Here is a 23,748-nt window from a genome sequence, read left to right on the forward strand (position 1 = left end):
CCTCGGCCGCTTTCGTACGTCGGTGGGTCAGCTCTTGCGTCGCCGCGAGCCCACGGCGAGCAGCCCGACGATCCCCACCACGACCAGGGCCGCCGGCACGATGCGCTCCAGCCGCGGCGCGCCGTCCTCCGTCACGAGCTGGCCCTTCACATCGCTGACGACGCGGTTGACGCCGACGTAGGCGCGCCCCAGCGTGTGATCGATGTTGGAGACGACCTTGGCCTTGGCGTCCCCGACGATCGTCTTCGGGTGCACGCGCACGCCGAGCTCGTCGAGCGTCTCGGCGAGAGTTTCACGGCGGCGCTTGATGTCCGCCTCGATCTGCGCCGGAGTCCTGGTATCCGACGTTCTCGACGTATCCGACACCGCGCTGCCTCCGTGGTCGTGTCCGAGTCCCTACAGTCGACAGTCTGTCAGCTCGGACCGAGCCGCACCCCCCGGCACCCCCCATTACGCTCGTTCCGTATCCGTATCCATCCCCCGGCCACGTGAGGTACCGATGAGCGAGCGACTCCAGCCCGGCGACACCGCCCCCGCCTTCACCCTGCCCGACGCCGACGGCAACGAGGTCTCCCTCGCCGACCACAAGGGCCGCAAGGTCATCGTCTACTTCTACCCAGCCGCCCTGACCCCCGGCTGCACGAAGGAGGCCTGCGACTTCACGGACAACCTCGACGTCCTCGCGAGCGCCGGCTACGACGTCATCGGCGTCTCCCCCGACAAGCCCGAGAAGCTCGCCAAGTTCCGCGAGAAGGAGAACCTGAAGGTCACGCTCGTCGGCGACCCCGACACGACCGTCATCGAGGCCTACGGCGCCTACGGCGAGAAGAAGAACTACGGCAAGACGTACGTCGGCGTCATCCGCTCCACGATCGTCGTGGACGAGGAGGGCAAGGTCGAGCGGGCCCTGTACAACGTGAAGGCGACCGGCCACGTCGCCAAGATCATCAAGGACCTGGGGATCTGAGGTCCGGCCCCGGGGATCCGGGGTCAGAAGGAGATCCACACGTCGGGAAGCAGGTCCGGTCGCGCCGGCACCGGCCTGCGCTCCTCGGTCCAGTCATCCCCGGCAATCTCGGCGGCGACACGGCGCCAGAAGCACACGGCGGTCGGGTTGTTGTCCTGAAAGGCCACCCCCCAGGGGCCCGGGTGCCGGGCGACGACTTCCCGGACGGCCCGCAGCCCGATCCCCTGTCGCCGGGCCCCGCTCACGACGAAGAAGCTGCTGAGCACGCGGGCCGGGCCGTTCAGGCCGCGCACGAACACGAAGCCGACCGGATGTTCCCCGCTCGCCACCAGATACGGCACCCGGTCGGCATCGGTGAACGCCGCGTCCAGCCGCTCACTGCGGAACGTCCCGTCCGGGTTGGGCAGCACGCCCCGAAACCCGGACATGTCGTGCTGGAACAGCGGCCACAGACGCTCCAGCACAGGACGGTCGGCGGCGTCCGCACGACGCACGGTGATGTCGAGCATGCTCCTCCTCCTATGGTTTGCGGGCACGAAAAAAGCCTCCCGGCGGACATGTGTCCGAGCCCGGAAGGCCTGACTGCTGATCAGCAGGATACCGAGGGCCGGGACTCCGTGACTCCGCCCGAGTGGAACGGCAAACCCACGACACTGGAGATCGACCACATCAACGGCGACTGGAGCAATGATCGGCGCGAGAACCTGCGGCTGTTGTGTCCCAACTGTCATGCGATCACCAGCACCTGGTGCAGGGGAGGCAGCCGAAGCCGGGAAACGGCGTGACAGAAACCCCTGCTCACCGGCAGCCTCGTGACCGGTACGATGTCAGACGGCTAGCGGCGGTGGCGCAACGGCTGACGCAGCAGACTTAGGATCTGTGGCCCGTGAAACGGCTTGAGGGTTCGAATCCCTTCCGCCGCACAGCAAACGGCCTGCGAATCGAAGGATACGCAGGCCGTTCTCGTGCGCGGCCTCAGCTCAGCAATTCCCGCACCACCGGCACCAGCGCCCGAAATGCCTTCCCCCGGTGGCTGATCGCGTTCTTCTCCTCCGGGCTCAGCTCCGCGCAGGTGCGTGTGTCGCCCTCCGGCTGGAGGATCGGGTCGTAGCCGAAGCCGTTGGTGCCGGTGGGGGTGTGGCGGAGGGTGCCGCGTAGCTGGCCCTCGACCACCCTCTCCGTGCCGTCCGGGAGAGCCAGGGCTGCCGCGCAGGCGAAGTGGGCGCCCCGGTGGGCCTCGTCGATGTCGGAGAGCTGGGCCAGGAGCAGTTCCAGGTTCGCGCGGTCGTCGCCATGCCGTCCCGCCCAGCGGGCGGAGAAGATGCCGGGGGCGCCGTTCAGGACGTCGACACAGAGGCCCGAGTCGTCCGCGACGGCGGGCAGGCCCGTGGCTTGGGCCAGGGCGTGGGCCTTCAGCAAGGCGTTCTCGGCGAAGGTGACGCCGGTTTCCTTGACGTCGGGGATGTCGGGGTAGGCGTCCGCGCCGACGAGGTCGTGGGTGAGACCTGCGTCGGCGAGGATCGCCTTCAGCTCGGTGATCTTTCCGGCGTTGCGGGTGGCGAGGATCAGGCGGGTCATGGTCGCCAGTATCTCCGAGTTCCCCCGTCGGCTCTTACGGCGTGCAGACCTTCGTCAGTTCGCCGGCCGCGTCCGTGACCGGGCTGATGTCGGGGGTGTTGTCGCCGTTCTTGATGGCCGTACGGACATTGCCGACGGCCTTGTCGAGGTCGTCGACCGCCTTGTTGACGTCGGCGTTGTCGGTCTTGTCGCCGATCTTGTCGAGGTTCTGGTCGATCGAGTTGAGGGACTCGTCGGTCTGCGTCGGGTCGTTCGCCGCGTTCTCGACGGCCTGTTGGAGGTCGGTGACGCTGTCGGCGATGGAGTCGGCGGTCTGGACGCAGTCCAGGGCCTTGTTGACCGCGTCGCAGCCGACGGCCGCCGGCAGGGCGACGAGTGCGGCGACGACGGCGAATGCGGCGGTGCGGCGGCGGTGGCGCGCGGCCATGGAACGGTCCCTCCCCGTGGGCATGATGTGGTCCGACCCCGTGGTGCGGCCGGCTCGACCGGTGATGCGGTCGGTTCGCCCCCGTGACGTGATCGGCGGGGCGCACGGCTGGACCGTACGCCCGTACCCCTAAGAACGCGAAGGGTTAACGCGCGGTTGCCTCGATCGTCGCCTCCAGGGCCGCGCGCTGGATGGCCGCGAGTTCGTCGCAGCCCGCGACCGCCAGGTCCAGCAGGGCGCCCAGCTCCTTGCGGTCGAAGGGCTGCGCCTCCGCCGTGCCCTGGACCTCGACGAAGCGGCCGTCGCCGGTGCAGACGACGTTCATGTCGGTGTCGGCCTTCACGTCCTCCTCGTAGCAGAGGTCGAGGAGGGGGACTCCGCCGACGATGCCCACGGAAACGGCGCTCACCGTTCCCGTCAGCGGCTTGCGGCCCGCCTTCACCAGCTTCTTGCCCTGCGCCCACGTGACGGCGTCGGCGAGCGCCACGTACGCGCCGGTGATGGCCGCCGTACGCGTGCCGCCGTCGGCCTGGAGGACGTCGCAGTCGAGGACGATGGTGTTCTCGCCGAGCGCCTTGTAGTCGATGACGGCGCGCAGGGAACGGCCGATGAGGCGGCTGATCTCGTGCGTACGGCCGCCGATCTTGCCGCGTACGGATTCGCGGTCGCCGCGGGTGTTGGTGGCGCGGGGAAGCATGGAGTACTCGGCGGTGACCCAGCCCTCGCCGCTGCCCTTGCGCCAGCGCGGGACGCCCTCGGTGACGGAGGCGGTGCAGAACACCTTGGTGTCGCCGAAGGAGACGAGGACGGAGCCCTCGGCGTGCTTGCTCCAGCCGCGCTGGATGGTGATGGGGCGCAGCTGTTCGGGGGTGCGGCCGTCGATTCGAGACATGCTGATGAGCCTAGCCGTATACGGGTGAGGGGCTGCCGCCGGTGACGGAAGCAGCCCCTCAGGGGTGAGCCAGGGCTCTAGGAGACCCCGGGTCTCACATCATGTCTTCGATCTCGCCCGCGATCGGGTCCGCGTCGGTGCCGATGACGACCTGGATGGCGGTGCCCATCTTGACGACTCCGTGGGCGCCGGCGGCCTTCAGGGCGGCCTCGTCGACCAGCGAGGGGTCGTTGACCTCGGTGCGCAGGCGGGTGATGCAGCCCTCGACCTCTTCGATGTTGTCGATCCCGCCGAGCCCGGCGACGATCTTCTCAGCCTTGGTGGCCATGTCCCTACTCCCTGATCCGAACCGCTTTGTCGCAGTAACCCACAGTTGGCCCATCTTCGCGAGCGGTCATGTCGTACGTACCGAATGATGGCGATCACGACAGAGCGACCGGTCGTCAACTGGTCTACACCAGTGTGCGGGCAGTCGCCAAACCGGCCCTGCCGGGAGGACACCGATGAGTGCCGACAGCGCTGTCTCACCCGCGCGCGCCCGCTGGAACAACGTGTTCCAGGGCCTGCAGAAGATGGGCCGCAGTCTCCAGCTCCCCATCGCGGTGCTGCCGGCCGCCGGCATCCTCAACCGGCTTGGCCAGCCGGACGTGTTCGGCGCCGACGGGCTCGGCTGGGACAACGTCTCCAAGGTGATGAAGGGCGCGGGCGGCGCGCTGCTGGACGGCGAGCTCGGGCTGCCGCTGCTTTTCTGCGTCGGTGTGTCCATCGGCATGGCGAAGAAGGCGGACGGGTCCACCGCGCTCGCGGCGGTCACGGGGTTCCTCGTCTACCTGGGCGTGCTGCACGAGTTCCCGGAGAGCTGCGGACAGCAGGCGAAGGTCATCCAGAACATCGGCTGCCAGGCGCCCGACTTCTCCGTGACGGGGTTCACGTACCAGAATCCGGGGGTCTTCGGCGGCATCATCATGGGCCTGATGACCGCCTACTTCTGGCAGCGCTTCCACCGCACCAGGCTGGTCGACTGGCTCGGCTTCTTCAACGGGCGCCGGCTGGTGCCGATCATCATGTCGTTCGTGGCCATCGCGTTCGCCGCGCTGTGCCTGTGGATCTGGCCGCCGATCGGTGATGGGCTGGAGAGCTTCAGCGACTGGCTGGTGGGGCTGGGCGCCTGGGGTGCCGGCGTCTTCGGCGTGGCCAACCGCGCGCTGCTCGTGATCGGGCTGCACCAGTTCCTGAACGTGCCCATCTGGTTCCAGTTCGGCAGCTTCACCAAGCCGGACGGGACGGTCGTGCACGGGGACATCAACATGTTCCTCAACGGTGACCCCGACGCGGGCCAGTTCACCTCAGGGTTCTTCCCGATCATGATGTTCGCGCTGCCCGCGGCGGCCCTGGCGATGACGCACTGCGCGCGGCCGAACCGCCGCAAGGAGATCGGCGGGCTGATGCTCTCGGTCGCGCTGACGTCGTTCGTCACGGGCATCACCGAGCCGATCGAGTACTCCTTCCTGTTCATCGCGCCCCTGCTGTACGTGGTCCACGCGCTGCTCACGGGTGTGTCGATGGCGGTGACTTGGGGGCTGGGGGTGCACGACGGGTTCAGCTTCTCCGCCGGTCTCATCGACTACGTCATCAACTGGAACCTGGCGACCAAGCCGTGGGCGATCATCCCGATCGGGTTGTGCTTCGCCGTCGTGTACTACGTGATCTTTCGGTTCGCGATCACGAAGTTCGACTTGAAGACGCCGGGGCGGGAGCCGGAGGAGGAGCGGGAGGACATCACCAAGGCGTAAGCGCTCCGCCGGGTAACAGGACACCGGGCGGCTCCTCGCCTGCGGGCCGTCGTGGCTTGTCGCGCAGTACCTCGCGCCCCTTTCTGGGGCGCTTTTCTTACGCCTGGAATCAGTTCCTCCCCTTATGACCCAGGCCACAAAATTCGCGGGTTCCTTATCCAGCCTTCACCGTGCTACAACAGGTCTACACCACTGAGTGGTGTAGACCACGCGGATGCTGCCTACCCCCTTTTGCCCTTCCCGTCCCCCGGCAGCACCGGCACATGGAGGAACTATGAGCACCGCCAGCGCAACGGCGGCTCCCGCGAAGAAGCGGGGATCCGGCCTGTTCCAGGGCCTGCAGAAGGTCGGCCGCAGCCTACAGCTCCCGATCGCCGTGCTGCCGGCGGCGGGCATCCTGCTCCGCCTCGGGCAGGATGACGTGTTCGGCAAGGACGGGCTCGGCTGGAACAAGGTCGCGTCCGTGTTCGCGACCGCCGGCGACGCGGTGTTCAGCAACCTGCCGCTGCTCTTCTGCGTCGGCATCGCGATTGGTTTCGCCAAGAAGTCCGACGGCTCCACCGCCCTGGCGGCGCTGGTCGGCTTCCTGGTCTACAAGAACGTGCTGACCGCATTCCCGATCACCGACGCCAAGGTCACCAAGGGCGCGGACATCGCCGCGACATACAACGACCCCAAGGTCCTCGGCGGCATCGTGATGGGCCTGATAGCCGCCGTCACCTGGCAGCGCTTCCACCGCACCAAGCTGCCCGACTGGCTGGGCTTCTTCAACGGCCGCCGCCTCGTCCCCATCCTGATGGCCTTCATCGGCACCGCCGTGGGCGTCTTCTTCGGTCTGGTCTGGGAGCCCATCGGCGACGTCATCACCAACTTCGGCGAGTGGATGACCGGCCTCGGTGCCGTCGGCGCGGGCATCTTCGGCGCCATCAACCGCGCGCTGCTGCCGGTCGGCATGCACCAGTTCGTCAACACCGTGGCCTGGCAGGAGATCGGCTCCTACAAGGACTCCGCCGGCGCCGTATGGCACGGCGACCTGCCGCGCTTCTTCCACGGCGACCCGACCGCGGGCCAGTTCATGACGGGCTTCTTCCCCATCATGATGTTCGCCCTCCCGGCCGCCGCCCTGGCGATCACGCACTGCGCCCGCCCGGAGCGCCGCAAGGCCGTCGGCGGCATGATGCTCTCGCTCGCGCTGACCTCCTTCGTCACCGGTATCACCGAGCCGATCGAGTTCGCGTTCATGTTCATCGCGCCGGTCCTCTATGTGATCCACGCGGTCCTGACCGCACTTTCGATGGCCGTCACTTGGGCCCTGGGCGTGCACCACGGCTTCAGCTTCTCGGCCGGCGCCATCGACTACTTCCTGAACTGGGGCCTGGCCACCAAGCCATGGATGATCATCCCGATCGGCCTGGTCTTCGCGTTGATCTACTACGTGGTCTTCCGCTTCGCGATCCTCAAGTTCAACCTCGCCACCCCGGGCCGTGAGCCCGAGGAGGAACTCGAGGACCTCACGAAGGCGTGAGCCGTCCGGCTACACAGCCGAAGGCCCCCGGAACCGACTGGTTCCGGGGGCCTTCGCGTGCGCGGGAGCGGTCGGAGCTTGCGCGCGGGAGCGCTCAGATCTCGTACGACAGTCCAGGCATCGCCAGTTCCGCAGGACCCGTGTACGCCGCGCGGGCGTCCGCCAGGTTGACCTGGGGGTCCGTCCACGGCGGGATGTGGGTGAGCAGGAGGCGGCGGGCGCCGGCGCGGGCGGCGGTCTCGCCCGCCTCGCGGCCGTTGAGGTGGAGGTCGGGGATGTGCTCCTTGCCGTGGGTGAACGCGGCCTCGCACAGGAACAGGTCCGTGTCGCGGGCGAGTTCGTCCAGGGCCTCGGTCACCCCCGTGTCCCCGGAGTACGTGAGCGACTTGCCGCCGTGCTCCACTCGGATGCCGTACGCCTCCACGGGGTGGCGCACCCGCTCCGTGTGCACGGTGAACGGGCCGATCTCGAACGTGCCCGGCTTGACCGTGTGGAAGTCGAAGACCTCGCTCATCGAGGAGGCGGTGGGGGTGTCCGCGTACGCGGTGGTCAGGCGCTGCTCCGTACCCTCGGGTCCGAAGACGGGGAGCGGATCGCAGCGGCCGCCGTCATGGCGGTAGTAGCGCGCGACGAAGTAGGCGCACATGTCGATGCAGTGGTCGGCGTGCAGATGGCTGAGGAAGATCGCGTCGAGGTCGTAGAGACCGCAGTGGCGCTGCAGCTCGCCAAGGGCACCATTGCCCATGTCGAGAAGCAGCCGGAAGCCGTCGGCCTCTACGAGGTAGCTCGAGCAGGCCGATTCCGCGGACGGGAACGACCCCGAGCAGCCGACGACGGTGAGCTTCATAAGAGCTGGAACCTCCGCGCTGGCAGGAAGTGCAGAGAGTAGATGCGGGGTGCAGATACTCGGAGCAGTTACGGAAAACGGGGGTCGTGCGGTCCGTCGAGCGTAAGGCGCAAAAGGGCGGGTCGCTCCTCCGCCAGGGGCCGTTGTGGGCGAACTCACCTGTGCTGTCACCGGTTCGGATGGACCCTGGGGTGGGCCGCACCCTGCCGGGCCGCACCGGGCAGGGGGGCGGGCGGACATACGCGCCGGTACCTTCTTTGGTATGGACACGTCCTGGTGGCTCGCGCTGGCGGCGGTGGTGCTGCTCGCGCTGGTCGCGACGCTGGTGGACGGCTGGGGGCGCCGTGGGCGCCGGCCTGCCCGCAGTACGCGTCCGCCCGGGCGGGCGGGTGTGCGTCGGCGGGGGGCGCCGCGGCCACGGCCGGCGGAGATCTGGTGGGCGAATGTTCCGTACGAGGACGGGCCGGGGGTGAAGGATCGGCCGTGCCTGGTGCTGGCCGTGCGGGGGGACTTCGCTACCGTCGCGAAGATCACCAGCAAGTACCACGATGAGCGGGCCGGGGTGATTCCGTTGCCGCCGGGGGCCGTGGGGGATGCCCACGGGCGGGCGAGCTTCCTGGAGACGGATGAGCTGCGGGACGTCCCTCTGTGGGACTTTCGGCGCCGGGTGGGGGTCGTGGACCCGGTGTTGTGGGACCAGGTGCGCTACCTGGCGGGCTGAGGCGGGGTGTTTTTCGCCCCCTCCGCCCCTACCCGTCCCGTATTTGTCCTTTGGCTGCGGGTGCGTGGGGGCTTGTCGCGCAGTTCCCCGCGCCCCTTCAGGGCGCGGGGAACTGCGCGATCTTTCGCCTACGCCCAGAGCTGCCCCTGCAGCGTCTCGATCGCTTCCTCCGTGGTCGCCGCTGTGTAGACGCCCGTCGAGAGGTACTTCCAGCCGCCGTCGGCCACGACGAAGACGATGTCGGCGGACTCACCCGCGGCGACGGCCTTCTTGCCGACGCCGATCGCGGCGTGCAGCGCGGCCCCCGTGGAGACGCCCGCGAAGATGCCCTCCTGCTGGAGGAGTTCCCGGGTACGGGTCACCGCGTCCGCGGAGCCGACCGAGAAGCGGGAGGTGAGGACCGACGCGTCGTACAGCTCGGGCACGAAGCCCTCGTCGAGGTTGCGCAGGCCGTACACCAGGTCGTCGTAGCGCGGCTCCGCCGCGACGATCTTGACGCCGGGCTTCTGCTCGCGCAGGAAGCGGCCGACCCCCATCAGCGTGCCGGTCGTGCCCAGGCCGGCCACGAAGTGGGTGATCGAGGGGAGGTCGGCGAGGATCTCGGGGCCCGTCGTCGCGTAGTGCGCGCCGGCGTTGTCCGGGTTGCCGTACTGGTAGAGCATCACCCAGTCCGGGTGCTCGGCCGACAGCTCCTTGGCGACGCGTACGGCGGTGTTCGAGCCGCCCGCCGCGGGGCTGGAAATGATCTCCGCGCCCCACATGCCGAGCAGGTCGCGGCGTTCCTGCGAGGTGTTCTCGGGCATCACGCACACCATGCGGTAGCCCTTGAGCTTCGCCGCCATGGCCAGTGAGATGCCGGTGTTGCCGGAGGTCGGCTCCAGGATCGTGCAGCCGGGCGTCAACCGGCCGTCCTTCTCGGCCTGTTCAATCATGTGCAGGGCCGGACGGTCCTTGACCGAACCCGTCGGGTTGCGGTCCTCCAGCTTCGCCCAGATGCGGACGTCCGCGGACGGCGAGAGCCGCGGCAGGCGCACCAGAGGGGTGTTGCCCACCGCCGCGAGCGGGGAGTCGTAGCGCATGGGAGACCAGCGGCCGATCAGGCCATGCCACCGGCGACGGCCGGCAGGATCGTGACGTTGTCGCCGTCGGTCAGCTTGGTGTTGATTCCGTCGAGGAAGCGGACGTCCTCGTCGTTCAGGTAGACGTTGACGAAGCGGCGCAGTTCGCCGCCGTCCACGATGCGGGCCTGGATGCCCGTGTGCCGGGTCTCGAGGTCGGCGAGGAGCTCGGCGAGGGTCGCGCCGCCGCCCTCGACGGCCTTCTCGCCGCCGGTGTAGGTGCGGAGGATGGTGGGGATGCGGACCTCGATGGCCATGGCTTGGGGCTCCTGTCGGAAGGAAGTCAGTCGGTGGGCGCGCGGCAGCGCGGGAAAAGCAGGGGGTACGCCGGATGCGGAGCCGCGGCTCACGGCCGTACGGCGGCGGCAGGGATCAGCGCGTACAGATGGCGCTCTGCAGCCTGCACAGGTCGACGTGCAGCCGCGCCACGAGCAGCATGCCCGGCGTCTTGTCGCTCACGTCGTGGGAAACCATGGGCTCATCGTATCGATTCCCGGTCCGGGTCCCGGAATGTGATCTCAGATAGTGGATGAATTCTGACCGAATTGCGGGATCGAGTCGGGATCGCTCCTGGATCGGTCCGGATCAGTACGCCTCCACCACCTTGATCTCCTCCTCCGTCACCTCGCCCTCCACGATCCGGTACGAGCGGAACTGGAAGGGGCCGGCGTCGTCCGTGTCGGCGGTGGAGACCAGGACGTAGTGCGCCTCGGGTTCGTTCGCGTACGAGATGTCCGTGCGGGACGGATACGCCTCGGTCGCGGTGTGGGAGTGGTAGATGATCACCGGCTCCTCGTCGCGGTCGTCCATCTCGCGGTACAGCTTCAGCAGGTCGCCGGAGTCGAACTCGTAGAAGGTGGGCGAACGGGCGGCGTTGAGCATCGGGATGAACCGCTCGGGGCGGCCGGTGCCCACCGGGCCCGCGACGACGCCGCACGCCTCGTCGGGGTGGTCCTGGCGCGCGTGCGCGACGATCTGGTCGAAGAGGGCCTGGGTGATGGTCAGCATGTTCGCCAGGATAAGCAGAAGGGCCACTCCGTACCGAGGGGTGGTACGGAGCGGCCCACATGGTGAACCAGGAAGGTCGGCCGACCTCGGTCAGGAACGCCGGCCGACCTTGGCCTGGAAGGTCAGCCGACCTTCTCGAACTCCGGCTCGCGGCGCTCGGTGACCTCCGGGTTCCGCGCCTTCAGGACCGCCCAGCCGACGGCCAGGACGGCGGCCCAGCCGGCCATCACGTACAGGCAGATGCGCGAGTCGGCGTCGTACGCGATCAGACCGGTGACGAAGAGCAGGAACACGACCGCGATCCAGCTGCACTTCGCGCCGCCCGGGGCCGGGAAGGAGGACGCGGGCAGGCGCCCGGCGTCGACCGCGCGGCGGTACAGGATGTGGCTGATCAGGATCATCAGCCAGGTCCAGATGCCGGCCGCGGTGGCCACCGAGGTGACGTAGCCGAAGGCCTTCTCCGGGACGATGTAGTTCAGGACCACGCCGATGCCCATGAAGAGCACCGAGACGGTGATGCCGATCGCGGGGGTCTTGGTCGAGGAGAGCTTGTTGAAGACCCTCGGCGCCTCGCCGTTGTCGGCCAGGGTGCGCAGCATGCGGCCGGTGGAGTACATGCCGGAGTTGCAGGAGGACAGGGCCGCGGTCAGCACCACGAAGTTGACGATGCCCGCGCCCGCCGGGATGCCGATCATCGCGAAGGCCTTCACGAACGGGCTGACGCCCGGTGCGAACTCCGTCCACTTCACGACGCAGAGGATGACCGTGAGGGCACCGACGTAGAAGAGGGCGATGCGCCAGGGCAGGGTGTTGATCGCCTTGGGGAGGGTCTTCTCCGGGTTCTCGGACTCGCCCGCCGTGACACCGACCAGCTCGACGGCGAGGTAGGCGAACATGACGCCCTGCAGGGTCATCAGGGAGGAGCCGATGCCCTTGGGGAAGAAGCCGTCGAACTGCCAGAGGTTGGAGACGGTGGCGGTGTCACCGGCGGCACTGAAGCCGAAGGTGAGGACACCGAGGCCGATCACGATCATGCCGATCAGCGCGGTGACCTTGACCATCGAGAACCAGAACTCGATCTCGCCGAAGAGCTTCACCGAGATCAGGTTGGCCACGAACAGGACAACCAGGAAGACCAGTGCCGTCACCCATTGCGGGACCTGCGGGAACCAGTAGTGGACGTAGATCGCGGCGGCCGTGAGCTCGGCCATGCCGGTGACGACCCACATCAGCCAGTACGTCCAGCCGGTGAAGTAGCCGAAGAACGGGCCGAGGAACTCGCGGGAGTACTCCGCGAAGGACCCCGAGACCGGGCGGTAGAGGAGCAGCTCGCCGAGCGCCCGCATGATGAAGAAGATGATCACGCCCGCGAGGGCGTACATGAGGATGAGACTGGGTCCGGCCTTGGCGATGTTCGCCCCGGCTCCCAGGAACAGGCCGACACCGATGGCGCCGCCGATCGCGATCATCTGGACCTGACGGCTGCCGAGCCCGCGTTCGTACCCCTCTTCGGGGGCGTCGCCGCCCACGGCCTCACTGCCGTCGTACTGCTTGTCGACCTGCGATGAGGTCATGTGTGATGCGCCTTTCTCCATGCCGATCCGAGCCAGTCCCTTGGCCTCGGATCGGGTTCCGATCCCCCCGGATGGTGGAGCTTTATGCCTGGCCGGCGATCCGCCGGCTGGTGGCGCACCCGACCGGACATGGGTGGTGTCCTGTCGGGCGGTCGTGAAGATTTATCACGGCCGCAACATTGATCGGCTGTGGCTGGTGTAAGGCATGCCACAGGGAGAAGTGGACAAACAAACACGCAGGGCCGCATAAGCGGCCAGAGCGGTGACGCGATCGTTATCCGGAATTGAGCGTCCGTTGAGCGAACACCAGAGGGTGCTTATCCCTACGGATCAGGGCACAAGAATCCCAGTTGATCAGGGCATGAGGGTTTCGACGAGGCTCTCCTGAAGCCCGCCCAGCCACAGATACGCCATCACCATCGGCTTGCGCGGGTCCTCGTCCGGGAGCCGGTAGAGGAGGTCGGTGTCCTCCTCGTCGACGACATCGAGCCGGGAGCCGATCGCCAGGCGCAGGTCGTTGAGGGCGCGCAGCCACTGCTCGGACTCCTCGGCGGACAGCTTGAGGACCGCGCCGCCGTCGCCGCCGGGCGTCAGGGCGTCCAGCGAGCGGATCACCGCGAGGGCGTTCTCGCGCTTGGCCGCGCGCAGATCGTTCTCGGTGAAGCGGCGGAACTCCGCGGAGTACACCCGCTGCTCCTCGGCCTGCTCCGGCGAGCCGGCCTCGACGTCGGGGCCGCTGTAGGCATCGGGGAAGAGGCGCTGCAGCACGGGGTCGGTGGGCGGCTCGCTGGGCCCCTCCGCGAACAGCTCGGCCAGTGGGTCGCCGGGGGCGTTCTCCGCGGGGCCGGGACCGATGAGCTCCAGGAGCTGGACGGCGAGGGAGCGGATGATGGAGATCTCGACCTCGTCGAGCGCGACGGCCGCGCCGCCGCCGGGGAGCGGTTCGAAGTGTCCTGGCATGGAGTGAGTTCGCTACTTCCGGTCCTGCGCCACGTGTGCGGGCTGTGCGGGCTGCTTCCGGTTCCTGCTCGCCGTTCTCGGCTTCCGGGGCTCGGGCGCTATCGGGCTACTTTCGGTCCTGCTGAAGGGTGGCCCACAGACCGTAGCCGTGCATGGCCTGTACGTCGCGCTCCATCTCCTCGCGCGTGCCGCTGGAGACGACCGCCCGGCCCTTGTGGTGAACGTCCAGCATGAGCTTGGTGGCCTTGTCCTTGGTGTAGCCGAAGTACGTCTGGAAGACATACGTCACGTAGCTCATGAGGTTGACCGGGTCGTTGTGGACGATGGTGACCCAGGGGACGTCCGGCTCGGGTACGGCGAAGACCTCCTCCGCCGACTCGGTCTTTTCGATCTCTAGGGGTGCGGGAGCCGTCACATCGCCCATGCTGCCACCAGACACGGGTACCCGCACAAACGGGTCCCCCAAATCGGACCCACAAATCGTCAGAGTGACGAGATGGGGGTACGATCCCGTCATGAACACAGCGGACCTTGGGCTGCCGGTGGATGTTCCCTCGACGGCGCTCTTCACGGACCAGTACGAGCTGACGATGTTGCAGGCCGCGCTGGCCGCGGGGACCGCCGAGCGGCGCTCGGTCTTCGAGGTCTTCACGCGGCGACTGCCCGACGGGCGGCGCTACGGGGTCGTGGCCGGGACCGGCCGCGTTCTCGACGCCGTCGAGAACTTCCGCTTCGACGCGGACGTCCTCGGTTTTCTGCGCGAGCAGCGGATCGTGGACGAACCGACCCTGGAGTGGCTCACCTCGTACCGCTTCAGCGGCGACGTATGGGGCTATCCCGAGGGCGAGGTGTACTTCCCGGGCTCGCCGATCCTGCGGGTCGAGGGATCCTTCGCGGAGTGCGTGCTCCTGGAGACGGTGATCCTCTCCATCCTCAACCACGACTCGGCGATCGCGGCCGCCGCCTCCCGGATGTCCTCCGCCGCCGGGGAGCGGCCGCTGATCGAGATGGGCGCACGGCGCACGCACGAACTGGCCGCGGTCGCCGCCGCGCGGGCCGCGTACGTCGGCGGGTTCACCACCACCTCCGACCTGGCCGCCGGGTTCCGTTACGGGATTCCGACCGTCGGCACCTCCGCACATGCCTTCACCCTGCTGCACGACCGCGAGCGGGACGCCTTCCAGGCGCAGGTGAACTCGCTCGGCCGCGGCACCACGCTGCTCGTGGACACGTACGACGTCGCCGAGGCGGTCCGGATGGCCGTCGAGGTCGCCGGGACCGACCTGGGCGCGGTGCGCATCGACTCCGGCGACCTGCTGCTGGTGGCGCACCGGGTGCGGCAGCAGCTGGACGAGCTGGGCGCGACCCGTACGAAGATCATCGTGACCTCCGACCTGGACGAGTACGCGATCGCCTCGCTGGCGGCCGCGCCCGTGGACGCGTACGGCGTCGGCACCCAGCTGGTGACGGGATCCGGCCATCCCACCTGCTCCATGGTCTACAAGCTGGTCGCCCGGGCCGAGTCGGCGGACCTGAAGGCCCCGCTGCTGCCCGTGGCCAAGAAGTCGACCGGGGGCAAGACGTCCATCGGTGGGCGCAAGTGGGCCGCGCGGCGCCCCGACGAGCACGGGGTCGCCGAGGCCGAGGTGATCGGCACCGGGCCGGTCCCCGGTGAGCTGGTCGACCACCAGCTCCTGGTCGAGCTGATCAAGGGCGGCCAGGTCGTCGCCCGCGAGCCCCTCGACGTCGTACGCGACCGGCACGCGGCGGCCCGCGCCAACCTGCCGCTGTCGGCGACGCAGCTCTCGCGCGGGGAGCCGGTGATTCCCACGCAATACCTCTGAGACCCACGCAGTACGTCCGAGATCCACGGAGTACGCCCGCGAGGTGGGCGCCGGCCTCGCCGGGGCGGCGCCCCAGTGGCCCCATGAGTGCCCACTCGTGCGGCCACGCATGAACAACCGGTGAGCGGGAATGCAACGGCAGCGTGCCTGCGCGGCTCGCGGAAGCCAAAAGCCCCCTCCCGCAGCGCACTTGAAGTCTCTAGGCTCGGTACACCAACTGTGACCGTGGGAACGCTCTTCAGGAGCCCAAGCCGTCTTCCGGCCGGGGGTCCGGGGGGTGTCCCCCGGGAAGAATGCAGCAACGGCCGGGCCCGCACCCCATCCACCGACCTCCTGCCAAGCCGAAGGACACCGACCATGCGCCGCGCCTTGATCGTCGTAGACGTGCAGAACGACTTCTGCGAGGGTGGCAGCCTCGCGGTGGCCGGGGGTGCCGATGTGGCCGCCGCCATCACGGAGCTGATCGGGCAGGCGCCCGCCGGCTACCGCCATGTCGTGGCCACCCGCGACCTCCACATCGCCCCCGGCGGCCACTTCGCCGACAACCCCGACTACGTGCACTCCTGGCCCGCGCACTGCGTGGCCGGCACGGAGGGGGTGGGCTTCCACCCGAACTTCGCCCCGGCCGTCGCCTCCGGCGCGATCGACGCCGTGTTCGACAAGGGCGCCTACGCGGCGGCGTACAGCGGCTTCGAGGGTGTCGACGAGAACGGGGTCTCGCTCGGCGACTGGCTGCGCGCCCGGGAGATCAACGAGGTGGACGTGGTCGGCATCGCCACGGACCACTGCGTGCGGGCCACCGCCCTCGACTCGGCCCGCGAGGGCTTCCGCACCCAGGTCCTGCTCGACCTCACGGCCGGAGTGGCCGAGGAGACGACGGAGCGGGCCCTGGAGGAGCTCCGGGCAGCCGGGGTGGAGCTCACGGGCAAGCCCGTCGTCTAGCCCCTGCGGGAGCGTCCCACGGAGGGGCGCCCCTGCGGGGAGCGTCCCACGGACGGTCCGGCGGATTCGGCACCACCGAGACGTGCCGTCGCCGCTGCCCGGCGTCATGGCTGTCCGGCCATAGCCGCTGCCCGACGTTCCCGCTGCTCGGCGTCATGGGCCGCTCGGAGTCCCCGCTGCCCGGCGTTCCGGCTGCCCGCCGTCACGGCCGCCCGGCGTACCCGCTGCCCGACGTCATAGCCGCTCGGCGTCATGGCCCTCGGCGTCGCCGCTGCTTGCCGGCGCCGCTGCCCGCCATCATGGGCCGCCCGGAGTCCCCGCTGCCCGGAGTTCCGGCTGCCCGCCGTCATGGCCGCCCGGAGTTCCGGCTGCCCGCCGTCATGGCCGCCCGGCGTCCCCACTGCCCGCCGTCACGGCGGCCCGGCGTCCCCGCTGCTCGGGGCATGGCCGCCCGGCCGCAGCCGCTGCCCGCCGTCACGGCCGCCCGCCGTCCCCGCCGCCCGCCGTCCCCGCTGCCCGCCGTCCCCGCTGCCCGCCGTCCCCGCTGCCCGCCGTCGCGGCGGGAATCCGCCCGCCCGGCGGATTCAGAGTTCCCGCGCTCTCAAGACACCCGTCTCACGCCTGCGCCGCGGGGCGTCTCAGCAGGGCTCTGATCGGGTGCCAGAGCTCCTGGGCCAGTTCCGGGCCCGCGACACCGATGTCAGGGGCCGTACGCCATATGAGGCCGTCGGGGTGGTGCAGGACCGCGGTGATCTCGTCCGGGGTGGGGGGCGCCGCGTTGCCGCGGAGGTAGACCGCACGCATGCCCAAGTTACGCAGCCGTGTCAGGGCTCGGGCGCGGTTCTGGGCGAGGACCAGGAAGCGCACGCAGCCGCCGCCCGAGCCCGACGGGCTGGGCAGGTTCAACGCCACCACCACGCTGCCGTTCGGCAGCTTGCAGAAACCTCCTGCGGCCATGCGGTCACACCCCCGTGCGAGTCAGTGTCAATAAGCGAGGCACAGGACGCACCTAAACACGGATCGGCGGCAACCCGCCAGGGGGTCGCCGCCGATCGCCTTCTGACCTGCGGAAATGCCGACTACTTCACCGCGGGGCCGACCTGGAGCGAGATCGTGGAGCCGTCCTTGGCCTCCTTGACGATCTTGATCTTGGTGTTGGTGTCAGTGATCTTGACGCCGCCGGTCGGGTTCCTGTTGTCGTAGTAGTCGCTGGTGTGGTCGTTGAAGACCGACACCCCCTTCGACGACGGGATCTTCGTCGCGACGTCCGCGCTGTGCAGCGTGATGCCGTCCGTGCGGTACAGGCTGAACGTCGAGTCGTAGGCCTGGATGCGGTTGCGCATCAGCGTGCCGTTGGACCACCACAGGGCCTTCGGGTGCGCGTCGACCGGAAGCGCGAGGCCGACACCCGGGTGCTGGCTGGTGTTGTTGTCCGCCTGCGAGGTGTCCCACTTCCAGATCAACAGGCCGTTCTGGTACGGGTAGTGCTCCACCCAGTCCGGACGGGTCGTCGAGAAGCCGAAGTTGTACGGGCCGACCTTGAGGGTCTTGTCGTACGAGACGTACTGGCGGTTCTCGGCGAGGTAGTACTGCGCGTAGTCCTTGGTGAAGGACGCGCCGATGCGGGAGAAGCCGGTCGCGGTCCAAGCGGCGTCAGCGGCCTCCGCGTTGTCGGAGAACACCGTCGCACCGTCGGCGGTCAGCGCGATCTCGTCGGCCGCGAAGCCCTTCTGGGCCACGCCACCGTCGGTCTGGTAGCGGAAGCGGACGTCGATCTTCTTGCCCGCGTAGGCGCCCAGGGAGTACGACAGCTTCTTGTAGCCGTCGACCGTGCCGGTCAGGGCCGGCTTGTCGCTGGCGTCGTGCGGGATGGGCTGACCGTCCACCGTGCCGTCGAGAGCGGTCCAGTTGGCGCCGCCGTCGGTCGAGACCTCGGTGTAGAGGAAGTCGTAGTTGGCCTCGATGTCGTAGTAGCCGTCCAGGGTCAGCGTGGCCGAGGACTTACCGGTGAGGTCGACCGAACGGGTCAGCGTGTTCTTGAGGTTGTCACCACTGCCGCTCCACCACTGGGTCGAGCCCTGCGCCGGGGTGACGACCGTGGTCGTGACCTCCTTGTCGGGGAGCGTGACGACGAGCGCCTGCTTGTTCCAGGTGTTGTACTCGGCGACGCCCAGCTTGTGCGTGGACTGCTTGCCGGCCTTGGCCGTGTCGTAGTTGAGCCAGCCGAGCTGCAGCTTGTCCCAGGCGTTGAAGTCGCCCGGCAGGTCGCCGATGGACTGCTTGCCCGTGCCGAGCCAGGAACCGGACGACATCAGCGTCCAGAAGCCGGTGGAGTTGTCTCCGCCCGCGGTGTCGTAGTGGTCCGGCAGACCGAGGTCGTGGCCGTACTCGTGGGCGAAGACGCCGAGTCCGCCGTTCTCCGGCTGGATGGTGTAGTCGCCGACCCAGATGCCGGTGTCGCCGATCTGCGCGCCGCCGAGCTTGTTGTCGGCCGGACCCGTGGCGCCCGCGTCGGTGCCGAACGCGTACCAGCGGTGGGCCCAGATCGCGTCGGTGCCCTGGACGCCGCCGCCCGCGGACTCGTCCTCACCGGCGTGCACGATCTGGAAGTGGTCGATGTAGCCGTCGGGCTCGTTGAAGTCGCCGTCGCCGTCGAAGTCGTAGCGGTCCCACTGGTCGAAGTTCGCCAGGTCCGCCTTGATGGCCGCGTCGGTCTTGCCGGCCGCCTTCTGCTGGGCGACCCACGCGGTGACGCCGTCGCTGACGACGTTCCACACGCTCGGGCAGTTGGTGGAGCCGCAGGCGTTGTTGCCGTAACGGGCCTCGTTGTAGGGGACCTTGACCCAGTCCGCGACCTCGCCGTCGACCGAGTAGCGGCCCGAGGACTGCTTCTCGTAGAACTTCTTCATCGACTCGACGTTCTTGCCGGTGCCGAAGTAGAGGTCCTGGAAGTGCTTCTGGTTGTAGTCCGCCTGCCAGGCCGTGCTGTTGTCCTTGGCGCGGTCCGGCTGGGATATCTGGTTGTGCAGCGGGCCGGCGGTGCCGCCGGCCGTACTGTCGACCTTGTCGCCGAACTCGACCAGGATCGTGAAGATCTTGTCGGTCTTCTCGCGGCCGAGCTCGACGTACTTGCTGTCGCCCTTCTTGCTCTTCAGCTGAACGACCTGCGAGCCGTTGCGGTCCTGGACCTTGGCATCGCCGGATATGACCTGGTTCAGGGCCTCTTGGCGCTGCGCGTTCCGGGTCTTGCTGAGCGGCCCGTCGAGGTCGTGGTCGACCGTGTTCTTGACCGGCTGCGGGTCGTGGCGGTCGACGGCCGGTGGCTTGGCGGCCGAGTCGGCCTCCGCCACGGCGAACGTGGAGAACGTGGCGGTTGCCGCCGCGAGGGCGACGCCCACCGCTGCCGCTCTGAACGTCCATGGTCTGCTGGTCACTTGATGTCCTCCCCCGCGTCCGCTCACGCGGATGGGGGATCCCGGTCATGGAGGTCCGCGCGCGTATACGCGATTCAAGTGACGACATTTGACCGGAGTTACCAAAGAAAAGACAGATCTTGACTTGAACCTGGCAAGTGCGTTATGCGGAGCGGAGGTTCGCTATCCGAACACTCCGGCCGACCCCCAACGGGCGCGCTCATATGTCCACTTGATGGACGTAATGACTCCGTGCGCCCCCTGTGCACCGGCACCGTGGGTAAGGTCACGCTTACCAGTCGTTCCACTCGGGCATGCAGGCGAATAGAGTCGATTGGCGGAGCGTCGGAAGTCGGCGGAAAGCCAAGCCGACACCGTTGCCTCACCCCCGATTCTTATCCGCACCCTCCCCCATCGCGAGAGGCACCGGGGGGAGAACCCCCACCCGAGGACACGATTGCCATGCCTCGTCCGACCGCCGCACAGCTCGCCTACGGTTCCTGCACCGTGATCTTCTCCACCCTCGCCATGCTGCTGCTGTCTCAGACGAGTTCGGGCCTGGGGATCGCGCTGATCACTCTCTCGGCGCTCGCCCTCGGGCTGCTCGTCGCCATGACGGTCCCGCTGCCGAAGCCCACGCCGTCCGCCGCGGCTCGGACGCCGGCTCCCGTTCCGGTCGAGCGGGTGCCCGTGCGGCGCGAGACCGCGTCCGTGTCCGCCTCCTCGGCGCCCGAGCCCGTAAGCGAGCCGGCCGGCCCGTGACGCCAGGTACGCCTCGTACGTGAACCGGCGGGTCCGTGGATCCCTGGTACGCCTCGCACGTGAACGGGCGGGCCCGTGAACCACGGACCCGCCGGTTTTCGGAGCGTTGCCGCCGCCCTGCTGGGGTCTGCCCCTTCCGAACGAGGCCGACCGTGTACGTCAACTCGTGCTGACCACCACCGTCTTGGCCGCCTTGTCGTGCAGGCCCTGCTTGTAGGGCTTGTCGAAGAAGCTCCAACCGCCCGCGATCGCGGTCCAGATGCACGCGCAGCAGAACGCGAACGGGAGCCACAGGACCAGCGAGCGGGTCAGCATGGTCTGCACGGAGGGCGTGGAGCCGTTGTCGAGGTTGGCCACCCGCAGGTTGAGCAGCTTCTTGCCGAGGGTCTGCCCTGATCTGCTCATCAAGATGGTGTCGTAGGCGACGTAGAGCACGGCGGCGATCACTTCCTTCCCGAAGGATTCGCCGAACTTGATCTTGTCCGTGTTCACTGTGTACTGGTGGAACCCGAAGGCCAAGGACACCAGCCACACCACGATGCCCACCAGGATCATGTCGAGGATCCTCGCCAGCACCCGTTTGCCGCTGTCGGCGAGCGGGGGCATGCCGGCGAGCGGATCGCCGCCGTAGGGGCCGCCGGGGCCGTAGGGTCCGCCGCCTCCGTAGGGGGGTGGTTCGCCGCCTCCGTACGGCGGGGGTGGCTCGCCGTACGGAGAGCCGCCGCCCGGCGGCGGAGGGGTGTCGTACGGGGAACCGCCGCCCTCGGCGGGCGAGGGCTGCTTCTTGAACGGGTCTTCTTCCGGTGGCTGACCGGAGCCAGGGGGCGGCGGTTCACTGCTCATGGCCCGAGTCGACCGCGAACCCTCCGGCTCCGCATCCGGCGAGGGCCGTCCGGGGGACCGGAACGGCTACGCCGGCGGGGCTTCAGGAAGGACGCGGCTTCACGAGGACGCGGCCACGAAAGTGTGGGCCGCCTTGTCGTGCCAGCACTGCCGCCACGGCTTGTCGAACAGGCACCACAGCACGCCGACGACACCGACCACGAGCAGGCCCGGGACGCTGTAGACGAGCCAGCGGCGCAGGGCCCGGCCGAAGGTCGGCGGTTCGTGGCCCTCGATGTCGCGCACCTCGATGCCGCACAGCTTCTTGCCGAGGGTGCGGCCCCACTTCGCGGTGGGCAGCGCGTCGTACAGGACGCCGAAGACGAGCAGGACGGCGAGGACGATGCCGAGGCAGCTCGTGGTGGTGCCGTCGAGCAGCCAGACCGTGACCTTCTCGCCGGACAGCTTGGCCGCGTCGATCTTCTCGTTGATGTGGTCGATCGCCTGGGTGCCCAGCGGCACGGCGGCCACTGCGGTGACACCGGCGAGCACGACGGTGTCCACGAGCCGTGCGGTCAGCCGCTTGCCCAGGCCCGCGGGCCGCGCCGCCGACTGCCGCCGCGCGGCCGCCTGGAAGATGTCGTCGACCGGCGGCTTCCACGGCGCGACCGGCTGCCCCTCGTCGTCCGTGGCACCCGCGAGGCGGTGCACCTGCTGCGCCCAGGAGGGCTGTCCACCACCGGGGCCCGAGGTCATGGGGGTGGGGCCGCCGGACTGCTGGGGGACGGAGGGGGTGGCGGGCGTGGAGGGCGTGGAAGGCGTGGAAGGGGCGTTGCGGGCGGCGGCCGCCGCTTGGGCGGCCTGCCCGGCGCCGAAGCCGCCACCGGCGTGGCCGCCCGCGCCGGGAGCGCCGGAGGCGGGGGAAGCGCCGGAAGCACCGGGCGTACCGGAAGTACCGGCCGCACCGGCCGTGCCGGATGCGCCCGCCGCCGGGCCCGTGCCCCCGGTCTGCGCCCCGTGCTGCCGCCCCGTGCGCGGGGAGAGCGCGCGGAAGGCCATGGTCCCCTCGGAAGGGAGGGGGTCCTTGGCGCCGGGCGTCGCGGAACCCGGGTTCCCCGTACTGCCCGCGCCGGGCGTGCCCTCCGACCCTGCGGGCCGCACCGGCCCCGTGGGACGGCGGAACACCACGGTGCCGCCGGACGCCGGGGGCCGGCCGCCGCTGGAGTCCGCGGGCGGGATCGTCGCCGTACCGTCCGTGCGGGAGGACTTGCCGTCGGGCTGGACGATGTCGTCGGCCGACTGTGCCGCGCGGGGCACGCGCGGGTCGGCGCCCTGAGGCGCGCCCCAGGACACCCGGCGGTCCTGTTCGCCGCCGAAGCCGGACTGCTGGGAGCGGTCGGCACCCCACGCGGCGGCGGGCTCGGGCCGGCTGCCGTGCTGCGCGTCGGCGGGGGACACCGGGGGCTGGGGGTCCTCGTCGAAGAAGTGGGGGCCGGTCTCCTCCGCCGGCGCGGGCGCCGGTGCCGGCACATGGGCCGGGCGGACGCCGGGCGGCGGTGCGAGCGGTTCGCCGTCGGACGGCGCCGGACGGCTCGTACCCGGTACCCAGGCGGCACCGTTCCAGTACCGGACATATCCAGGAATGGAGGGGTCCGGGTAATACCCTTCGCGGGGCCTGTCGTCACCGGGGGCCGGGGTTGGGGCGCTCATGTCCGTCGTCCCGTATCTGCTCGGGGGTCTTTTGGAGGCTCCACATCTATCAGACCGGCGCACGCGTCACGGCCGCTCCCGCCGTACCCACCCCTTTCGGGCAAGGTTCCGACACCTCTTGCGGCCGGGCTTCCGCGGTTGTCCGGGAAGGGGCCGACCCCGGTCGCCGAAGGCGCCCCCGGCCGGCCCGAAGCCAGTGCAAAAAAATTTCCCGGAACCCGCGTAATGGTTCCGGACCGACGCGCTCTCCACTCGTATGGGCCCACCCACAGGGCCCAGTGCACGAGAGGAGACGCACGACATGCACACCGTGGTGGAACGCGAGCTCGAGCTCAAACTCGTCCTGTCGCCCGAGCGCAGCATCCCCGTCCCGGCGCGGCTCAGCTACCGCACCGACGATCCGTACGCCGTCCACATCACCTTCCACATCGGCACCGACCATCCCGTCAGCTGGACCTTCGCCCGCGAGCTGCTCGTCGAGGGGGTGTTCCGGCCGTGCGGGCACGGCGATGTGCGGGTGTGGCCGACGAAGGTCGCGGGCCGCAGCGTCGTGCTGATGGCGCTGAGTTCGCCCGACGGAGACGCCTTGCTCGAAGCGCCCGCCCCTCAGGTGTCGGCCTGGCTGGAGCGCACCCTGCGGGCGGTCCCGCCGGGTTCTGAGGCCGAGCAGCTCGGCATCGACGACGGCCTGGCCGAGCTGCTCGCTCCCACGCCGGCCGACGATCTGTGGCTACGGGACCCCTGGCCGTCGGACGAATCCAGGGACGGCGGTGAGTGAAGCCACCCCAGCCATCAATTGAGGAACCACAACGGCGATCAGCCAGGTCCGCGAGAGCGGCGGCGGT

26 protein-coding genes, 1 tRNA gene and 1 pseudogene are annotated in these 23,748 nt (G+C 69.2%); 10 read left to right on the forward strand and 18 right to left on the reverse strand.

The window, feature by feature from the left end; genetic code table 11:
• Positions 1 to 27 precede the first annotated feature (27 nt).
• A complete protein-coding gene (locus AB5J53_RS19200; RefSeq protein WP_369246887.1) occupies positions 28 to 366 on the reverse strand; it encodes a DUF3618 domain-containing protein in 339 nt (112 codons plus the stop codon).
• 133 nt (positions 367 to 499) lie between these two features.
• On the opposite strand from AB5J53_RS19200, the gene bcp reads away from it, so the two are divergent.
• Positions 500 to 967, forward strand: a complete 468-nt coding sequence (bcp, locus tag AB5J53_RS19205) for a thioredoxin-dependent thiol peroxidase (protein WP_369246888.1) — start codon at positions 500 to 502, stop codon at positions 965 to 967.
• A gap of 23 nt (positions 968 to 990) precedes the next feature.
• Here the strand turns inward: bcp and AB5J53_RS19210 are convergent, their stop codons facing one another.
• Positions 991 to 1,476: a GNAT family N-acetyltransferase gene (locus AB5J53_RS19210; protein WP_369246889.1), complete on the reverse strand. Its 486-nt coding sequence runs from the start codon at positions 1,474 to 1,476 to the stop codon at positions 991 to 993.
• A 117-nt stretch (positions 1,477 to 1,593) separates the two neighbouring features.
• Here AB5J53_RS19210 and AB5J53_RS19215 point away from each other — a divergent pair.
• Together AB5J53_RS19215 and AB5J53_RS19220 are read left to right on the forward strand one after the other, a co-directional pair.
• A pseudogene (locus AB5J53_RS19215) lies at positions 1,594 to 1,752 on the forward strand (HNH endonuclease); the annotation flags it as partial.
• Between the two features lie 53 nt (positions 1,753 to 1,805).
• Positions 1,806 to 1,890: transfer RNA gene (locus tag AB5J53_RS19220), tRNA-Leu, on the forward strand.
• A gap of 52 nt (positions 1,891 to 1,942) precedes the next feature.
• Here the strand turns inward: AB5J53_RS19220 and rdgB are convergent.
• The 4 genes from rdgB to AB5J53_RS19240 form a co-directional block, all read right to left on the reverse strand.
• On the reverse strand, positions 1,943 to 2,545 hold the full coding sequence (gene rdgB / locus AB5J53_RS19225; protein ID WP_369246890.1) for an RdgB/HAM1 family non-canonical purine NTP pyrophosphatase: 603 nt from the start codon (positions 2,543 to 2,545) through the stop codon (positions 1,943 to 1,945).
• 34 nt (positions 2,546 to 2,579) lie between these two features.
• Positions 2,580 to 2,972 (reverse strand): hypothetical protein, encoded by a 393-nt coding sequence (locus AB5J53_RS19230; RefSeq protein ID WP_369246891.1) that lies wholly within the window; start codon positions 2,970 to 2,972, stop codon positions 2,580 to 2,582.
• 145 nt (positions 2,973 to 3,117) lie between these two features.
• Positions 3,118 to 3,864, reverse strand: a complete 747-nt coding sequence (gene rph, locus AB5J53_RS19235; protein ID WP_369246892.1) for a ribonuclease PH — start codon at positions 3,862 to 3,864, stop codon at positions 3,118 to 3,120.
• A gap of 94 nt (positions 3,865 to 3,958) precedes the next feature.
• Positions 3,959 to 4,192 (reverse strand): PTS glucose/sucrose transporter subunit IIB, encoded by a 234-nt coding sequence (locus AB5J53_RS19240; RefSeq protein WP_362501359.1) that lies wholly within the window; start codon positions 4,190 to 4,192, stop codon positions 3,959 to 3,961.
• 175 nt (positions 4,193 to 4,367) lie between these two features.
• On the opposite strand from AB5J53_RS19240, the gene AB5J53_RS19245 reads away from it, so the two are divergent.
• Together AB5J53_RS19245 and AB5J53_RS19250 are read left to right on the forward strand one after the other, a co-directional pair.
• A complete protein-coding gene (locus AB5J53_RS19245) occupies positions 4,368 to 5,657 on the forward strand; it encodes a PTS transporter subunit EIIC (RefSeq protein WP_369246893.1) in 1,290 nt (429 codons plus the stop codon).
• Positions 5,658 to 5,931: 274 nt separating this feature from the next.
• Positions 5,932 to 7,182, forward strand: coding sequence for a PTS transporter subunit EIIC (locus tag AB5J53_RS19250; protein WP_369246894.1), 1,251 nt, complete (start codon positions 5,932 to 5,934; stop codon positions 7,180 to 7,182).
• Between the two features lie 94 nt (positions 7,183 to 7,276).
• On the opposite strand, the gene AB5J53_RS19255 is transcribed toward AB5J53_RS19250, so the two are convergent.
• Complete coding sequence (locus tag AB5J53_RS19255) at positions 7,277 to 8,029, reverse strand: MBL fold metallo-hydrolase (RefSeq protein ID WP_369246895.1); 753 nt, start codon at positions 8,027 to 8,029, stop codon at positions 7,277 to 7,279.
• Positions 8,030 to 8,291: 262 nt separating this feature from the next.
• Here AB5J53_RS19255 and AB5J53_RS19260 point away from each other — a divergent pair, with 262 nt between their 5' ends.
• On the forward strand, positions 8,292 to 8,750 hold the full coding sequence (locus AB5J53_RS19260; RefSeq protein WP_369246896.1) for a type II toxin-antitoxin system PemK/MazF family toxin: 459 nt from the start codon (positions 8,292 to 8,294) through the stop codon (positions 8,748 to 8,750).
• Positions 8,751 to 8,878: 128 nt separating this feature from the next.
• Here the strand turns inward: AB5J53_RS19260 and AB5J53_RS19265 are convergent, their stop codons facing one another.
• The 7 genes from AB5J53_RS19265 to clpS all read right to left on the reverse strand — a co-directional run bounded on the left by AB5J53_RS19265 (position 8,879) and on the right by clpS (position 13,834).
• Entirely contained in the window at positions 8,879 to 9,829 is a 951-nt protein-coding gene (locus tag AB5J53_RS19265; RefSeq protein ID WP_369246897.1) for a PLP-dependent cysteine synthase family protein, read from the reverse strand.
• 17 nt (positions 9,830 to 9,846) lie between these two features.
• Positions 9,847 to 10,125: a MoaD/ThiS family protein gene (locus tag AB5J53_RS19270; protein ID WP_369246898.1), complete on the reverse strand. Its 279-nt coding sequence runs from the start codon at positions 10,123 to 10,125 to the stop codon at positions 9,847 to 9,849.
• Positions 10,126 to 10,240: 115 nt separating this feature from the next.
• The gene (locus AB5J53_RS19275) at positions 10,241 to 10,342 is read right to left on the reverse strand and encodes a putative leader peptide (protein ID WP_313904860.1); all 102 of its coding nucleotides are present in this window, start codon (positions 10,340 to 10,342) and stop codon (positions 10,241 to 10,243) included.
• Positions 10,343 to 10,453: 111 nt separating this feature from the next.
• Complete coding sequence (locus AB5J53_RS19280; protein ID WP_369246899.1) at positions 10,454 to 10,876, reverse strand: Mov34/MPN/PAD-1 family protein; 423 nt, start codon at positions 10,874 to 10,876, stop codon at positions 10,454 to 10,456.
• A 122-nt stretch (positions 10,877 to 10,998) separates the two neighbouring features.
• Positions 10,999 to 12,450 carry an amino acid permease gene (locus tag AB5J53_RS19285; protein WP_369246900.1) on the reverse strand — a complete coding sequence of 484 codons (1,452 nt, stop codon included), beginning with the start codon at positions 12,448 to 12,450 and terminating at the stop codon, positions 10,999 to 11,001.
• A gap of 354 nt (positions 12,451 to 12,804) precedes the next feature.
• Positions 12,805 to 13,410 (reverse strand): DUF2017 domain-containing protein, encoded by a 606-nt coding sequence (locus tag AB5J53_RS19290; RefSeq protein WP_369246901.1) that lies wholly within the window; start codon positions 13,408 to 13,410, stop codon positions 12,805 to 12,807.
• Positions 13,411 to 13,516: 106 nt separating this feature from the next.
• Positions 13,517 to 13,834, reverse strand: a complete 318-nt coding sequence (gene clpS, locus AB5J53_RS19295; RefSeq protein ID WP_028804747.1) for an ATP-dependent Clp protease adapter ClpS — start codon at positions 13,832 to 13,834, stop codon at positions 13,517 to 13,519.
• A 91-nt stretch (positions 13,835 to 13,925) separates the two neighbouring features.
• Between clpS and AB5J53_RS19300 the strand changes: the two genes are divergently transcribed.
• Together AB5J53_RS19300 and AB5J53_RS19305 are read left to right on the forward strand one after the other, a co-directional pair.
• The gene (locus tag AB5J53_RS19300; RefSeq protein ID WP_369246902.1) at positions 13,926 to 15,254 is read left to right on the forward strand and encodes a nicotinate phosphoribosyltransferase; all 1,329 of its coding nucleotides are present in this window, start codon (positions 13,926 to 13,928) and stop codon (positions 15,252 to 15,254) included.
• 357 nt (positions 15,255 to 15,611) lie between these two features.
• Positions 15,612 to 16,196: an isochorismatase family protein gene (locus AB5J53_RS19305; protein ID WP_369246903.1), complete on the forward strand. Its 585-nt coding sequence runs from the start codon at positions 15,612 to 15,614 to the stop codon at positions 16,194 to 16,196.
• Positions 16,197 to 16,811: 615 nt separating this feature from the next.
• Here AB5J53_RS19305 and AB5J53_RS19310 read toward each other — a convergent pair.
• Together AB5J53_RS19310 and AB5J53_RS19315 are read right to left on the reverse strand one after the other, a co-directional pair.
• A complete protein-coding gene (locus AB5J53_RS19310) occupies positions 16,812 to 17,153 on the reverse strand; it encodes a hypothetical protein (protein ID WP_369246904.1) in 342 nt (113 codons plus the stop codon).
• A 122-nt stretch (positions 17,154 to 17,275) separates the two neighbouring features.
• Complete coding sequence (locus tag AB5J53_RS19315) at positions 17,276 to 19,630, reverse strand: immune inhibitor A domain-containing protein (protein WP_369246905.1); 2,355 nt, start codon at positions 19,628 to 19,630, stop codon at positions 17,276 to 17,278.
• A gap of 441 nt (positions 19,631 to 20,071) precedes the next feature.
• Between AB5J53_RS19315 and AB5J53_RS19320 the strand changes: the two genes are divergently transcribed.
• A complete protein-coding gene (locus tag AB5J53_RS19320; RefSeq protein WP_369246906.1) occupies positions 20,072 to 20,371 on the forward strand; it encodes a hypothetical protein in 300 nt (99 codons plus the stop codon).
• Between the two features lie 159 nt (positions 20,372 to 20,530).
• Here the strand turns inward: AB5J53_RS19320 and AB5J53_RS19325 are convergent, their stop codons facing one another.
• Together AB5J53_RS19325 and AB5J53_RS19330 are read right to left on the reverse strand one after the other, a co-directional pair.
• Positions 20,531 to 21,214 (reverse strand): RDD family protein, encoded by a 684-nt coding sequence (locus AB5J53_RS19325; RefSeq protein WP_369246907.1) that lies wholly within the window; start codon positions 21,212 to 21,214, stop codon positions 20,531 to 20,533.
• Positions 21,215 to 21,313: 99 nt separating this feature from the next.
• Complete coding sequence (locus AB5J53_RS19330) at positions 21,314 to 22,903, reverse strand: RDD family protein (RefSeq protein ID WP_369246908.1); 1,590 nt, start codon at positions 22,901 to 22,903, stop codon at positions 21,314 to 21,316.
• A gap of 301 nt (positions 22,904 to 23,204) precedes the next feature.
• Here AB5J53_RS19330 and AB5J53_RS19335 point away from each other — a divergent pair, with 301 nt between their 5' ends.
• A complete protein-coding gene (locus AB5J53_RS19335; protein ID WP_369246909.1) occupies positions 23,205 to 23,681 on the forward strand; it encodes an SsgA family sporulation/cell division regulator in 477 nt (158 codons plus the stop codon).
• The last annotated feature ends 67 nt before the right edge of the window (positions 23,682 to 23,748 follow it).

The organism is Streptomyces sp. R41 (assembly GCF_041053055.1).
Lineage (GTDB): Bacteria > Actinomycetota > Actinomycetes > Streptomycetales > Streptomycetaceae > Streptomyces.